This is a genomic window from Streptomyces sp. NPDC059499 (assembly GCF_042749285.1).
In the GTDB taxonomy this organism is placed as follows: Bacteria; Actinomycetota; Actinomycetes; order Streptomycetales; family Streptomycetaceae; genus Streptomyces.
Window position 1 is genome coordinate 12,852 of sequence record NZ_JBHYTT010000009.1, and the last position, 13,610, is coordinate 26,461.

13 protein-coding genes are annotated in these 13,610 nt (G+C 70.1%); 5 read left to right on the forward strand and 8 right to left on the reverse strand.

Annotation, left to right across the window (positions count from 1 at the left end):
• The first annotated feature begins 77 nt into the window (after nt 1–77).
• Nucleotides 78–830 carry a transglycosylase SLT domain-containing protein gene (locus tag ACFW9O_RS21210; protein ID WP_384611314.1) on the forward strand — a complete coding sequence of 251 codons (753 nt, stop codon included), beginning with the start codon at nt 78–80 and terminating at the stop codon, nt 828–830.
• A 138-nt stretch (nt 831–968) separates the two neighbouring features.
• On the opposite strand, the gene ACFW9O_RS21215 is transcribed toward ACFW9O_RS21210, so the two are convergent.
• A complete protein-coding gene (locus ACFW9O_RS21215; protein ID WP_384611315.1) occupies nt 969–3,503 on the reverse strand; it encodes an FHA domain-containing protein in 2,535 nt (844 codons plus the stop codon).
• 280 nt (nt 3,504–3,783) lie between these two features.
• Between ACFW9O_RS21215 and serB the strand changes: the two genes are divergently transcribed.
• Nucleotides 3,784–5,031: a phosphoserine phosphatase SerB gene (gene serB / locus ACFW9O_RS21220; RefSeq protein ID WP_384611317.1), complete on the forward strand. Its 1,248-nt coding sequence runs from the start codon at nt 3,784–3,786 to the stop codon at nt 5,029–5,031.
• A 71-nt stretch (nt 5,032–5,102) separates the two neighbouring features.
• Here serB and ACFW9O_RS21225 read toward each other — a convergent pair whose 3' ends face one another.
• The 4 genes from ACFW9O_RS21225 to ACFW9O_RS21240 form a co-directional block, all read right to left on the reverse strand.
• On the reverse strand, nt 5,103–5,621 hold the full coding sequence (locus ACFW9O_RS21225) for a SixA phosphatase family protein (protein WP_384611318.1): 519 nt from the start codon (nt 5,619–5,621) through the stop codon (nt 5,103–5,105).
• A gap of 108 nt (nt 5,622–5,729) precedes the next feature.
• On the reverse strand, nt 5,730–5,936 hold the full coding sequence (locus ACFW9O_RS21230; RefSeq protein WP_384611320.1) for a hypothetical protein: 207 nt from the start codon (nt 5,934–5,936) through the stop codon (nt 5,730–5,732).
• A gap of 147 nt (nt 5,937–6,083) precedes the next feature.
• On the reverse strand, nt 6,084–6,203 hold the full coding sequence (locus tag ACFW9O_RS21235; RefSeq protein ID WP_329212505.1) for an SGM_5486 family transporter-associated protein: 120 nt from the start codon (nt 6,201–6,203) through the stop codon (nt 6,084–6,086).
• Nucleotides 6,204–6,220: 17 nt separating this feature from the next.
• The gene (locus ACFW9O_RS21240; RefSeq protein WP_384611322.1) at nt 6,221–7,552 is read right to left on the reverse strand and encodes a CynX/NimT family MFS transporter; all 1,332 of its coding nucleotides are present in this window, start codon (nt 7,550–7,552) and stop codon (nt 6,221–6,223) included.
• A gap of 127 nt (nt 7,553–7,679) precedes the next feature.
• Here ACFW9O_RS21240 and ACFW9O_RS21245 point away from each other — a divergent pair, with 127 nt between their 5' ends.
• Nucleotides 7,680–8,354: a FadR/GntR family transcriptional regulator gene (locus ACFW9O_RS21245; RefSeq protein WP_384611324.1), complete on the forward strand. Its 675-nt coding sequence runs from the start codon at nt 7,680–7,682 to the stop codon at nt 8,352–8,354.
• A gap of 85 nt (nt 8,355–8,439) precedes the next feature.
• On the opposite strand, the gene ACFW9O_RS21250 is transcribed toward ACFW9O_RS21245, so the two are convergent.
• The 3 genes from ACFW9O_RS21250 to fabG form a co-directional block, all read right to left on the reverse strand.
• A complete protein-coding gene (locus ACFW9O_RS21250) occupies nt 8,440–8,805 on the reverse strand; it encodes a hypothetical protein (RefSeq protein ID WP_384611644.1) in 366 nt (121 codons plus the stop codon).
• A 148-nt stretch (nt 8,806–8,953) separates the two neighbouring features.
• Nucleotides 8,954–9,721 carry an enoyl-ACP reductase FabI gene (gene fabI / locus ACFW9O_RS21255; protein ID WP_351181239.1) on the reverse strand — a complete coding sequence of 256 codons (768 nt, stop codon included), beginning with the start codon at nt 9,719–9,721 and terminating at the stop codon, nt 8,954–8,956.
• 5 nt (nt 9,722–9,726) lie between these two features.
• Entirely contained in the window at nt 9,727–10,446 is a 720-nt protein-coding gene (gene fabG, locus ACFW9O_RS21260; RefSeq protein ID WP_329212497.1) for a 3-oxoacyl-[acyl-carrier-protein] reductase, read from the reverse strand.
• A gap of 223 nt (nt 10,447–10,669) precedes the next feature.
• On the opposite strand from fabG, the gene ACFW9O_RS21265 reads away from it, so the two are divergent.
• Together ACFW9O_RS21265 and ACFW9O_RS21270 are read left to right on the forward strand one after the other, a co-directional pair.
• Complete coding sequence (locus tag ACFW9O_RS21265) at nt 10,670–12,193, forward strand: TldD/PmbA family protein (RefSeq protein WP_384611327.1); 1,524 nt, start codon at nt 10,670–10,672, stop codon at nt 12,191–12,193.
• Nucleotides 12,190–13,584, forward strand: coding sequence for a metallopeptidase TldD-related protein (locus ACFW9O_RS21270; RefSeq protein ID WP_351181233.1), 1,395 nt, complete (start codon nt 12,190–12,192; stop codon nt 13,582–13,584). Before ACFW9O_RS21265 ends, ACFW9O_RS21270 begins: the two co-directional genes overlap by 4 nt.
• Nucleotides 13,585–13,610 lie beyond the last annotated feature (26 nt).

Genomic DNA, 13,610 nt, shown 5'->3' on the forward strand with positions numbered 1-13,610 from the left:
CCCGACGGAGATGCGCACCGCCGCTTCCGTCTGCGTCCTCGCCGAGGACCCCCTGCAATTCGAAGAGGTACGACTGTATGTCCGTGTCCCGCATCTCCAGCCGTAGCCGTCGCCTGAACAAGGCGCAGAAGCTCTCCGTCGCGGGGGTCTCCACCCTGGCCGCCGCCGCTCTCGCTTTCTCCCTCGTCCCGGACAACGCCGCGGCGTCGACCGAGCCGCAGGCCATATCCGGTGCGCCGGTCGCCTTCGCCGGTGCCGCGCAGACCCAGAGCGTCCAGTCCAGCATCCTCGAGCAGCACTCCACCGCCGCGCAGCTGGTGAAGGCCGCCGACTCCGCCAAGGCCGCCGAGAAGAAGGCAGCCGCCAAGAACGAGGCGAAGGCCAAGGCCGTCGCCGAGGCCAAGAAGGACGCCGCAGCCAAGAAGAAGGCTGTCACCAAGGCCAAGGCCGACGCGAAGAAGCGCGCCGCCAAGAAGGCCAGCCGTGCCGCCGACCGCAAGCCGGTCTACGCCAACAACCTGGACGGCTGGATTCGCGAGGCTCTCGCGATCATGGACAAGAAGGACATCCCCGGCACGTACGAGGGTCTGCACCGCAACATCATCCGCGAGTCCAGCGGTAACCCGCGCGCCATCAACGACTGGGACATCAACGCCATCAACGGCGTCCCGTCGAAGGGCCTGCTGCAGGTCATCAAGCCGACGTTCGACTTCTACCACGTGGCCGGCACCAAGCACGACCAGTACGACCCGGTCGCCAACATCACCGCTGCGGCCAACTACGCCGCGGACAAGTACGGCTCGATCGACAACGTCGACAGCGCGTACTGAGCCACGCACCGAGTCAGGCCTGGCATTTGAGGGCCCGCCGGTCCGCAGCGTCGCGTGACCGGCCGGCACATGCCGAAGGGCGGCACCCCACGGGGTTGCCGCCCTCGGGCGTTTCCGGGCCCGGTCGGGCCGGACGCGTTACTTGCGCATCACCTCGGGCTCGTGGCGCCGCAGCATCCGCGAGACCGCGAAGAAGAGGATGACGCTCATGAAGAGCATCACCGCGATGTTGATCCCCCACTGGCCGGCCGCGTGCTCCCAGAGCGGGTCCAGGTCGGTCGGGTTCTCGGGGTCCCACGGCGGCATGAGATGGGCCAGGTCCAGCGTGGTACCGGCCGCGGCCACGGCCCAGCGCGACGGCATCAGCCAGGCGAACTGCTCCAGGCCCGGGGAACCGTAGACCTGGAAGAGCACTCCGGTGAAGACGACCTGGACGATGGCGAACATGACGAGCAGCGGCATGGTCTTCTCGGCGGTCTTCACCAGCGCGGAGATCATCAGGCCGAACATCATCGACGTGAAGCCGAGCACGATGATCGACACGCAGATCTCCACGGCGGGCGGCATGAACAGGCCCTCGTCCGGAAGCTTCCGGGTGGAGAAGCCGATCCCGCAGATGATCACGCCCTGGAAGGCGGTGATCACACCCAGGACGATCACCTTGGACAGCAGATAGGCGGAACGGGACAGACCGGTGGCCCGCTCCCGCTCGTAGATCACCCGTTCCTTGATCAGCTCTCGTACGGAGTTGGCCGCGGCGGCGAAGCACATGCCGACCGCGAGGATCAGCATGATCGTCCCGGCCTTGCCGTTGAACCGGGAGGGCGGCTCGGGCTCCGCCAGGCCGAACTCCGCGGGGATGACCACGCTCACCACGCCGAGCACCGCCGGCAGGAGCACCATCAGGAGCAGGAAGCCCTTGTCGGACGCGATCACCGAGATGTAGCGGCGCATCAGCGTCCACAGCTGGGCCACCCAGCCGGAGGGCTTGGGGGGCCGGATCGACTGCGGCGGCGGCATGTGCACGGGCTGCGCGGCGACGGCGTCGATGTCCGCCGCGTACATCTGGTAGTGCTGCGAACCGCGCCAGCGGCCCGCCCAGTCGTAGTCGCGGTAGTTCTCGAACGCGGAGAAGACGTCGGCCCAGGTGCTGTAGCCGAAGAAGTTCAGCGCCTCCTCGGGCGGGCCGAAGTAGGCCACGGATCCGCCGGGGGCCATCACCAGGAGCTTGTCGCAGATCGCCAGCTCGGCCACGGAGTGCGTGACGACGAGGACCGTACGGCCGTCGTCGGCGAGCCCGCGCAGCAGCTGCATGACGTCGCGGTCCATGCCCGGGTCGAGGCCCGAGGTCGGCTCGTCGAGGAAGATCAGCGACGGCTTCGTCAGCAGCTCCAGGGCGACCGAGACGCGCTTGCGCTGGCCGCCGGAGAGCGAGGTGATCTTCTTGTCCTTGTGGATGTCGAGCTTGAGCTCGGCGAGGACCTCGTGGATCCGGGCGGTGCGCTCGGCCTCGGTGGTGTCCGCGGGGAAGCGCAGCTTGGCCGCGTACCGCAGGGCCCGGGTGACCGTGAGCTCCTTGTGCAGGATGTCGTCCTGCGGGACCAGTCCGATGCGCTGCCGCAGCTCGGCGAACTGCTTGTACAGGTTCCGGTTGTCGTAGAGGACGTCACCCCGGTTGGCGGGCCGGTAGCCGGTGAGCGCCTTGAGCAGGGTGGACTTACCGGATCCGGACGGGCCGATGACGGCGATCAGGGACTTCTCCGGGACGCCGAACGAGACGTCCTTGAGGATGTCCTTCCCCCCGTCGACCGTCACCGTGAGGTGGCGGGCGGAGAAGGAGACCTCACCGGTGTCGACGAACTCTTCCAGCCGGTCCCCGACCAGCCGGAAGGTCGAGTGACCGACGCCGACGATGTCGTTCGGGCCGATGAGCGCGGAGCCGGACTTGCTGAGCGGCTGGCCGTTGACGTACGTGCCGTTGTGGGATCCGAGGTCGCGGATCTCGAAGCGGCCGTCGGGCGTCGCACGGAATTCGGCGTGGAGGCGCGAGACCTGGAGGTCGGAGACGACCAGCTCGTTCTCCAGCGCACGGCCGATGCGCATGACCCGGCCGAGGTCCAGCTGGTGGAACGTGGTCGGGCTCCGGTCCCCGTACACCGGCGGGGCCCCCGCGACACCGCCGGGCCCGCCCGCCCCGGGACCCTGCTGATGCGGGACCTGCGGCTGCTGGGCCTGCTGCCAGGCCTGCTGCTGTTGCTGTGCGGGGTCGGGCCAGCCGGCCGCACCCTGCGGGGGCTGCTGGGGCTGCACGGGCGCGGGCGCCTGCTGCGCCGCCGCGGCCTGACCGCTGTGGACACCGGCGGCCGCGGCAGCGCCGGTCAGGCTCAGCCGCGGCCCGTCCGTCGCGTTGCCCAGGTGCACCGACGAGCCGGGGCCGATCTCCATCTTCTGGATCCGATGGCCCTGCACATAGGTGCCGTTGGTGCTGCCGTGGTCCTCGATGACCCAGCTGCGACCACCCCAGCTGATCGTGGCATGCCGCCAGGAGACCCTGGCGTCGTCGATCATCAGGTCGCCCTGCGGATCGCGTCCGAGGGTGTACGACCTGGACGGATCGAGCGTCCAGGTCCTTCCATTCAATTCCAGTACGAGTTCCGGCACTCCGCGCCCCACTAGTTGTCCCCCGAGTTACCCCCGTTGCAGGGAGTCTAGGGATGCTGAACATCGTGGGGAACTATTCCAGGAGCAGTCCCCGAACGGAAAGCCGGGCGGGTGAAGACAGCGCGTAGGCCTGTGCGGCACCCGGGCCGACACGGGAGATATCGGACCGGAGGGTGGCAACCGGGGCGTCCGGCGCAGACATGGCAGGTGCGGCCACTCGGGCCAGGGGTGCTGTCCGCCACTCGGGACGGGCTTCGGGGGCCGTGCGCCGGACCTATACGGTGGAACCACCATGAGCGCACCTCAGTCTCCCCGGTCTCCTGAGCCCCCTGAGCCCCTTCGGGGCACAGACGAACCCACTCTTCTCGTCAAGATCTTCGGGAAGGACCGTCCCGGCATCACCGCCGGGCTCTTCGACACCCTGGCCGCCTACTCCGTCGACGTCGTGGACATCGAGCAGGTGGTCACCCGCGGCCGCATCGTCCTGTGCGCGCTGGTCACCTCGCCGGTCTCGGGCGGTACGACCGAGGGCGACCTCCGGGCGACCGTCCACAGCTGGGCGGAGTCGCTGAAGCTGCAGGCCGAGATCATCTCCGGTACGGGTGACAACCGGCCCCGTGGCGACGGCCGTTCCCATGTGACCGTGCTGGGACACCCGCTGACCGCCGAGTCGACGGCGGCCATAGCTGCGCGGATCACGTCGACCGGCGGCAACATCGACCGGATCTTCCGGCTGGCGAAGTACCCGGTCACCGCAGTGGAGTTCGCGGTGTCCGGCACCGGGACGGAGGAGCTGCGGACCGCGCTGGCGATCGAGGCGGCCGGAATCGGCGTCGACATCGCCGTCGTGTCGGCCGGGCTCAGCCGCCGGGCGCAGCGGCTCGTCGTCATGGATGTGGACTCGACGCTCATCCAGGACGAGGTCATCGAGCTCTTCGCGGCCCATGCGGGCTGCGAGGACAAGGTCGCCGAGGTGACCGAGCAGGCGATGCGGGGCGAGCTCGACTTCGAGCAGTCGCTGCACGCACGTGTGGCGCTGCTGGCCGGGCTCGACGAGTCGGTGGTGGACAAGGTGCGGACCGAGGTCCGGCTGACTCCGGGTGCCCGCACCCTGATCCGTACGCTGAAGCGGCTCGGTTACCAAGTCGGCGTGGTCTCGGGCGGATTCACGCAGGTCACGGACGACCTCAAGGAACGCCTCGGGCTCGACTTCGCCTCCGCCAACACGCTGGAGGTCGTCGACGGGAAGCTCACGGGCCGGGTCGTGGGCGACATCGTGGACCGTGCGGGCAAGGCCCGGCTGCTGCGCAGCTTCGCCGAGCAGGCCGGGGTGCCGTTGGCGCAGACGGTCGCGATCGGGGACGGCGCGAACGATCTGGACATGCTGAACACGGCCGGTCTCGGCGTCGCGTTCAACGCCAAGCCGGTCGTGCGCGAGGCGGCGCACACTGCGGTGAACGTCCCGTTCCTGGACACGGTCCTGTATCTGCTCGGTATCACCCGCGAGGAGGTGGAGGCGGCCGACGGTCTCGTCGACTGATCCCTCCGGACGCGTACGTACGAAGGGGCCCCGGCACATCGACAGTGCCGGGGCCCCTTCGTGCGTCCTGCTCAGTCGTTCGGCGTCCAGTACTCGACGAGCTTGCCCACGCCCTGCTCCAGGCCCTTCCAGGATCCGGAGAACTCGACGACGGCGTAAGCGGCCGTCGGGAAGCCGTCTCTGGTCATCCGGGCGAGGGTCTCCCCCTCGGCCTGGCCGGACAGCGCGTCCGCGGCTCCGTGCATGCCGGGATTGTGGCCGATGACGAGCAGATTCCGCACGTCGTCCGGAGTCTCGTTGAACAGGGCAATCAGTTCTCCGAGGGAGGCCTCGTACAGCCTCTCCTCGTACACGGTCCTGGGGCGCTGCGGGAATTCGTGGACCGCGAGCTTCCAGGTCTCGCGCGTCCTGGTGGCGGTCGAACACAGAGCCAGATCGAAGACGGTGCCGGAATCGGCGAGCTTGCGGCCGGCGACGGGGGCGTCTTTCCGTCCCCGTTCGGCCAGGGGCCGCTCATGGTCGGCCGCTTGCGACCATTCCGCTTTTGCGTGCCTGAGAAGGACGATCCTGCGAGGTGTATCGGCGCTCATACACCTCAGCTTCGCACGAAATGCGTGTCCGGGCGCAGGGTGTTGACGTGCTACCCCGTAGAGGGTGAATGACGCCGGGTGACCTGTGCGTGTCCTGTCCGGAAGCGGTCAGGCGGCGAGCAGCTCCAGGATGCGCCCGAGCAGCTGTCCGATCGCGGGATCCCCGGTGGCGGCGTGCGCCTGGCCCGGTCCCACGATCAGCAGGAGGAGGGCGGCGAAGGCGACGGCGGGCAGCGCGACGGCCCACCACGGCAGCCGGACCTCGACGCTGTCCGGGGCCGGGCGGTGGGTCCGGGGGTGCATACGGGCCGACATGTCCGCCTCCGTGGGTCCTCGGCACTGAATACCTAGAACCTACGGATCGCGGGGAGGCGGTCCCATCCGGTGACCCACCCACTCGACCCTGAACCTGGCCCCCTAAGGGATAGGGGGGCTAGCACCACCCTCGCTCGCGCGAGCTGCTCAGGAGGGCGAGGCGATCGTGGCGATGACGCTGATGACGACCCCGATGAGAAGCATCGCCCCGAGGACGAGGAGAAACTTCTTCTGGCCGTTCTGAGGATTCGGATCGAGCACTGGCATGGGTCCAGTCTCGCATCTCAGCATTCGTCCTCGATCGTCCGGTCCCGTCCTGCCAGCACACCCGCCACCATCTGCGGCACCATGAGCCCCGCCATCAGGGCGATCGGCAGGCCCCAGCCGCCGCTGTGCTGGTAGAGCACGCCGACGAGCAGCGGGCCCGGGATCGAGAGCAGGTAGCCGGTGGACTGCGCGAAGGCGGAGAGCCTGACCACGCCCGCACCGGTGCGCGAGCGCATGCCGATCATGGTGAGCGCGAGCGGGAAGGCGCAGTTGGCGATGCCGAGCAGCAGTGCCCAGAGCCAGGCGCCGCCTGCGGGAGCGAGGTAGAGCCCCGCGTAGCCGACGAGGCCGCAGCCACCCAGGACGAGGACGATCGGGCCCTGGTTCTTCAGACGGGCGGCCGCCCGGGGGATCACGAAGGCGAGGGGTACGCCCATGGCCATGGTCACGGCCAGCAGGACACCGGCGGTGCCTGCCGGGATCCCCGCGTCGCGGAAGATCTGCGGCATCCAGCCCATCGTGATGTACGCGGCCGTGGCCTGGAGGCCGAAGAAGCAGGCGAGCGCCCAGGAGGTGCGGCTGCGGGTGATCCTGAGGGCGGGGGCCTGCTGCCCGTGCTTGCCGGCCGGTTCCCCGTGGGCGCTGCCGCGGTCCCGCACGAGGGCCGTCCAGGGCAGGATCGCCGCGGCGGCGAGGGCGGCCCAGACAGCCAGCCCGGTCTTCCAACTGCCGCCCAGCGCGTCGGTCATGGGCACGGTGACGGCTGCCGCGAGCGCGGTGCCGAGGGCGAGGGCCATCGAGTAGAGGCCGGTCATGCTGCCGACGCGGTCCGGGAACCAGCGCTTGACGATGACGGGCATCAGGACGTTGCTGACGGCGATGCCCATCAGTGCGAGGGCACTGGCGGCGAGGAACCCCGCGGTGCTGCCGACGAAGGGGCGGATCAGCAGGCCCGCCGTGATGGCGACCATGCCCGCGCAGACGACGGCGCCAGGCCCGAACCGGCGGGCGAGCCGCGGCGCCATGAAGCCGAAGAGCGCGAAGCAGAGCGGCGGTACGGAGGTGAGGACCCCGGCGACGCTGCCGCTCATGTGCAGCCCGTCCCGCACTTCTTCCAGGAGCGGGCCGAGGCTGGTGATGGCGGGCCGCAGATTGAGCGCGGCGAGGATGAGGCCGACGACGACGAGGCGCAGCAGCCACGGGGCGGGGCCCGGTGCCGAGCCCGGTTCCGGTGCCGAGCCCGGTCCGGGTCCCCGACCGGGGATGGCGGCCCGGGAGGCGGGGGCGCTCGTGATGGTTGCGCTCCGGTTGGCGGTGGGGCTCAGGGGCCGGGTTTCGTCGTCGGGCATGAGGCCCATCATAGAATCATGGGATGATTGGTTGTCCACTCCGGGCCTCTCCCTCCTGAGAGAATTCCGGCACCCGCCCCACAGGCACGACCAGACCCCGTTCCAAGGACCCCGAGCAAGGAGCACCATGGCGCTGACGTCTCCGCGGCGTTCGGCTCTCGCCGACCAGGTGATTGCCCAGCTGAGAAATCAGATCACTTCGGGTGAGTGGCCCGTGGGCTCACGGATTCCCACCGAGACCGAGCTGGTCGAGCAGCTGGGGGTCGCCCGCAACACCGTGCGCGAAGCGGTGCGCGCGCTGGCGCACAACGGCCTCCTGGACATCCGGCAGGGGTCGGGGACCTACGTCGTCGCCACCAGCGAGCTCGCCGGCGTGATGCACCGCCGCTTCGCCGACGCGGACCCGCGCCACGTCGCCGAGCTGCGCTCCACGCTGGAGTCCTCGGCGGCCCGGCTGGCCGCCGCACGGCGCACGGAGCGGGATCTGCGCCAGCTGGACGCGCTGATGGCGCGGCGCGAGGCGACCTGGGCCGCCGGGGACGCGGAGGCCTTCGTCGCCGCCGACGCGACGCTGCACCTGGCCGTGGTCGCCGCCTCGCACAACGACGTACTGACCGAGCTCTACGCCGACCTGAACGGCCTGCTCCGCGACTATCTGCGCGACGACGTGGGCTCGGAGCTGCGCCCCGAGGAGCACATGGACCACGCACGGCTGGTCGAGGCGATCCGGGCGGGAGACGCGGAGACGGCCGCCGCCGAGGCCGCCAGTCATGCGCTGAACTGCCTGAGGGACCGGGTCTGAGGTTCCGGGGCACTCCGGCCGTCGGGCTCCGCAGGCCCAAGGCTCCGGGACTCCGGGACTCCGGGACTCCGGGACTCCGGGACTCTCAGGGCCTGTGACTGACCCAGGCCGAGCCGACCTCTTTCCAGCACCGGTCCTCGAGGCGCACGGTACGTCCCGGCTGGACCACGACAGCCTCTCCGTCCACATCGACGTCCCACCAGCGGCTGCACTCGGTGTGGAGCTGGACGTGGTCGGTGATGGAGTCCGGGTTGTGGCAGTAGGCGACGACCCGGGAGCCGTCGACCGACGTTCGGCATTCGGCGCCCGAGGGTTCCGGGGCCGGTGCGAGGGGTGCGGCGGCCCGGGACCCGGCCCGGTTCGCCGCGTTCACGGCGACCGGCGCCAGAAGACCGGCGACGGCAGCCGCCGCGGCTATGAGGGCCCAGGTTCGGCGACGTGTGGAGCGCAGCACAGCGATCTCCTCCCCACAGCCTGACCAAAAGTCCGGTTCCTCCACATTCTGCGGTGGATCGACCATCTTTTCGACCTGAGACGCACGACGGCCGCGTACCGCCCCTCGCGAGGGGCGGTACGCGGCCGTGAGCGGTCTGCGGGACTCAGGCGCCCATCATGTGCACGCCACCGTCGACGTGGATGATCTCGCCCGTCGTCTTCGGGAAGAAGTCCGAGAGCAGCGCGACGACACCGCGGCCGGCCGGCTCGGGGTCGGCCATGTCCCACGCCAGCGGGGAGCGGTGGTTCCAGACGTCCGCGAGCTCGGTGAAGCCCGGGATGGACTTGGCCGCCATGGAAGCGAGCGGTCCCGCCGAGATCAGGTTGCAGCGGATGCTGTCCGTGCCCAGATCACGGGCGAGGTAGCGGGAGGTGGCCTCCAGCGCGGCCTTGGCCGGGCCCATCCAGTCGTACTGGGGCCAGGCGAACTGCGCGTCGAAGGTGAGGCCGACGATCGAGCCGCCGTCGCTCATCAGGGGCTTGCAGGCCATGGCGAGGGACTTCAGCGAGAACGCCGAGACGTGCATCGCGGTGGCGACCGACTCGAACGGGGTGTTCAGGAAGTTGCCGCCGAGCGCGTCCTGCGGCGCGAAGCCGATGGAGTGGACGACGCCGTCCAGCGAACCGAGCTCCTCCTTGACCAGGCCCGCGAGCCGGTCCAGGTGCTCGACGTTGGTCACGTCCAGCTCGATGACCTTGGCCGGCTTGGGCAGCTTCTTGGCGATGCGCTCGGTCAGTGTCGGCCGGGGGAACGCCGTCAGGATGACCTCGGCGCCCTGCTCCTGTGCCACCTTCGCGGTGTGGAACGCGATGGACGACTCCATCAGCACACCCGTGATGAGGATGCGCTTGCCGTCGAGAATTCCGCTCATGGTGATCAGTGACCCATGCCCAATCCGCCGTCAACGGGAATGACGGCTCCAGTGATGTACGACGCGTCGTCGGACGCGAGGAAGCGCACCGCGGCGGCGATCTCAGCGGGCTGCGCGTAGCGGCCGAGCGGCACCTGGGACACGATGCCCTTGCGCTGCTCATCGGTGAGCGCCTGCGTCATGTCGGTGTCGACAAACCCGGGTGCGACGACGTTGAACGTGATGTTCCGCGAGCCGAGCTCACGGGCCAGCGACCGGGCGAAGCCGACCAGGCCCGCCTTGGACGCCGCGTAGTTGGCCTGTCCGGCCGAGCCGAGGAGGCCGACGACGGAGGAGATGAGGACGACGCGGCCCTTCTTCGCGCGCAGCATCGCGCGGTTGGCCCGCTTGACGACCCGGAAGGTGCCGGTGAGATTGGTGTCGAGTACCGACGTGAAGTCGTCCTCGGACATCCGCATCAGCAACTGGTCCTTGGTGATACCGGCGTTGGCGACCAGTACCTCCACGGGACCGTGCTTCTCCTCGATCTCCTTGTAGGCCTGCTCCACCTGCTCGGTGTCGGTGATGTCGCACCGGACCGCCAGGCAGCCCGCGTCGGTGAGCGCCTGGGGCGGCTCGCCGGAGCGGTAGGTGATCGCGACCTTGTCGCCGTTGTCGGCGAAGGCGCGGGCGATGGCGAGGCCGATGCCCCGGTTTCCTCCGGTGACGAGAACCGAGCGGCTCAACGGATCACCCTTTCCTTGGCGGTCTGGTACATCGAAAACCTATCGGTACCGTGCCGGATAACGGGAATCGTCCTGTGACAGCGCCGCAGTGCCGCGACTGTTGGATCCCTACAGAACGGACCTCCGGGGAGCCGGACACGTAAAAACCGGCGCACCAGGGCCCCGGGACCCCCCATGATTCACTGCGGAGAGATTTTCCAGAGGTGGAGAAGGGGAGGCCCGCGTGGCCCACGAGGTAGATCAGTCGTTCCTGGCCCTGCCACTGCGTGCGCTCGCCGACGCGGCGCTCGCCCGCGCGCGTGCGCTCGGCGCGGTCCACGCCGACTTCCGGTTCGAGCGGGTACGGGGCGCCACCTGGCGGCTGCGGGACGCCCGGCCCTCCGGGACCTCGGACACCACCGACCTCGGGTACGCGGTGCGGGTGGTGCACGGCGGTGCGTGGGGGTTCGCGTCCGGGGTGGACCTGACGATGGACGCCGCGGCGAAGGTGGCCTCGCAGGCCGTCGCCATGGCGAAGCTGTCGGCGAAGGTGATCGCGTCGGCCGGGTCCGACGAGCGTGTCGAGCTGGCGGACGAGCCGGTGCACGGTGAGCGGAGCTGGGTCTCGGCGTACGAGATCGACCCCTTCTCCGTACCGGACGAGGAGAAGGCCGCGCTGCTCGCGGAGTGGAGCTCGCGGCTGCTGGCGGCGGACGGGGTCGCGCATGTGGACGCCTCCCTGATGACCGTCCACGAGAACAAGTTCTACGCGGACACGGCGGGGACCGTCACCACGCAGCAGCGCGTGCGCGTGCATCCCCAGCTGACCGCGGTGGCCGTGGACTCCACGACCGGCGAGTTCGACTCGATGCGGACCATCGCACCACCGGCGGGCCGGGGTTGGGAGTACCTCACCGGCACCGGCTGGGACTGGGACGCCGAACTGGAGCGGATCCCGGGGCTGCTGGCCGAGAAGATGCGGGCGCCGAGCGTCGAGGCGGGGACGTACGACCTGGTCGTCGACCCGTCCAACCTGTGGCTGACCATCCACGAGTCGATCGGCCACGCCACCGAGCTGGACCGGGCGCTGGGCTACGAGGCGGCGTACGCCGGTACGTCGTTCGCCACGTTCGACCAGCTGGGGAAGCTGACGTACGGCTCCCCCGTGATGAACGTGACGGGCGACCGCACCGCCGAGCACGGGCTCGCCACGATCGGGTACGACGACGAGGGCGTCGAGGCGCAGTCGTGGGACCTGGTCAAGGACGGGACGCTGGTGGGCTACCAGACGGACCGGCGGATCGCGAAGCTGACCGGTCTCGGCCGGTCCAACGGGTGTGCGTACGCGGACTCGCCGGGCCACGTCCCCGTACAGCGCATGGCGAACGTGTCGCTGCGGCCGGATCCGGGCGGGCTCTCCACGGAGGACCTGATCGGCGGGGTCGAGCGCGGGATCTACGTGGTCGGCGACCGGTCCTGGTCGATCGACATGCAGCGCTACAACTTCCAGTTCACCGGGCAGCGGTTCTTCCGCATCGAGAACGGCAGGCTGGCCGGTCAGCTGCGGGACGTGGCGTACCAGGCGACGACCACGGACTTCTGGGGCTCGATGGAGAAGGTCGGCGGACCGCAGACCTACGTCCTGGGCGGCGCGTTCAACTGCGGCAAGGCCCAGCCGGGCCAGGTCGCGGCCGTCTCGCACGGCTGCCCCTCCGCCCTCTTCCGAGGCGTGAACATCCTCAACACGACGCAGGAGGCCGGGCGATGAGCCGCGTCAGCAAGCCGTACGAGATCGTCGAGCGCGCTCTCGAGCTGTCCACCACCGATGGCTGCGTGGTCATCGCGGACGAGAACTCCTCCGCCAACCTGCGCTGGGCGGGCAACGCGCTCACCACGAACGGGGTGACGCGCGGCCGGACCCTGACCGTGATCGCGACCGTGGACGGCGCCCGGGGGACGGCGTCCGGCGTGGTGTCGCGCTCCGCCGTCACCGCCGACGACCTGGAACCGCTCGTACGGGCAGCCGAGGCCGCCGCGCGCGGGGCCGGGCCCGCGGAGGACGCGCAGCCGCTCGTCTCCGGGGTGCCGGTGTCCGCCTCCTTCACGGACGCCCCCGCCGAGACGGGCTCCGACGTCTTCGCCGCCTTCGCCCCGGCGCTCGGTGACGCCTTCGCCCGCGCCCGCTCCGGCGGCCGTGAGCTGTACGGCTTCGCCAACCACGAGATGACCTCGACCTACCTGGGTTCGTCGACGGGGCTGCGGCTGCGCCACGACCAGCCGAACGGGACGCTGGAGCTGAACGCCAAGTCGCCCGACCGGACCCGGTCCGCCTGGGCGGGACGGGCGACCCGGGACTTCACGGACGTCGACCCGGCGGTCCTGGACGCGGAGCTCGCGCAGCGGCTGGGCTGGGCCGAGCGCCGGATCGAGCTGCCGGCCGGCCGGTACGAGACGCTGCTGCCGCCGACCGCGGTGGCCGACCTGCTGATCTACCAGTTCTGGTCGTCGAGCGCCCGGGACGCCGCGGAGGGCCGGACGGTCTTCTCCAGGCCGGGAGGCGGTACGCGGCTCGGCGAGAAGCTCTCCGCCCTGCCGCTGACCCTGCGCAGCGACCCGCACGAGCCGGGCCTGGAGTCCGCACCGTTCGTGATCGCCCACGCGTCCGGCGACGACGCCTCCGTCTTCGACAACGGCCTGCCGCTGGCGCCCACGGACTGGGTCAGGGAGGGCAAGCTGGAGCGGCTGACCACGACGCGGCACTCCGCGGGGCTCACGGACCTGCCGCTGGCCCCGGCCGTGGACAACCTGGTGCTGGACGGCGGCGGGAAGCGTTCGCTGGAGGAGATGGTGGCCGCCACGACCGGCCGGGCCCTGCTGCTGACCTGCATGTGGTACATCCGGGAGGTGGATCCGGCGACGCTGCTGCTGACCGGCCTGACCCGTGACGGGGTCTATCTGGTGGAGGACGGGGAGGTCCTCGGCGAGGTGAACAACTTCCGGTTCAACGAGTCGCCGGTCGATCTGCTGTCCCGGGCGTCGGAGGCGGGCCGCACGGAGAAGACGCTGCCGCGCGAGTGGGGCGACTACTTCACCCGGGCCGCCATGCCCGCGCTGCGGATCCCCGATTTCCACATGAGCTCGGTCAGCCGGGGCGTCTGACCGTCCTAGACTGAACCGCGTATTCC

Excerpts from the sequence above, each read along its gene's own strand:
- ACFW9O_RS21245 (WP_384611324.1), top strand. The coding sequence starts at position 7,680 with ATGGCGCTGACGTCTCCGCGGCGTTCGGCTCTCGCCGACCAGGTGATT.
- fabI (WP_351181239.1), bottom strand. The coding sequence starts at position 9,721 with ATGAGCGGAATTCTCGACGGCAAGCGCATCCTCATCACGGGTGTGCTG.
- ACFW9O_RS21210 (WP_384611314.1), top strand. The coding sequence starts at position 78 with ATGTCCGTGTCCCGCATCTCCAGCCGTAGCCGTCGCCTGAACAAGGCG.
- ACFW9O_RS21235 (WP_329212505.1), bottom strand. The coding sequence starts at position 6,203 with ATGCCAGTGCTCGATCCGAATCCTCAGAACGGCCAGAAGAAGTTTCTC.
- serB (WP_384611317.1), top strand. The coding sequence starts at position 3,784 with ATGAGCGCACCTCAGTCTCCCCGGTCTCCTGAGCCCCCTGAGCCCCTT.
- ACFW9O_RS21240 (WP_384611322.1), bottom strand. The coding sequence starts at position 7,552 with ATGCCCGACGACGAAACCCGGCCCCTGAGCCCCACCGCCAACCGGAGC.
- ACFW9O_RS21270 (WP_351181233.1), top strand. The coding sequence starts at position 12,190 with ATGAGCCGCGTCAGCAAGCCGTACGAGATCGTCGAGCGCGCTCTCGAG.
- ACFW9O_RS21225 (WP_384611318.1), bottom strand. The coding sequence starts at position 5,621 with ATGAGCGCCGATACACCTCGCAGGATCGTCCTTCTCAGGCACGCAAAA.
- ACFW9O_RS21230 (WP_384611320.1), bottom strand. The coding sequence starts at position 5,936 with ATGTCGGCCCGTATGCACCCCCGGACCCACCGCCCGGCCCCGGACAGC.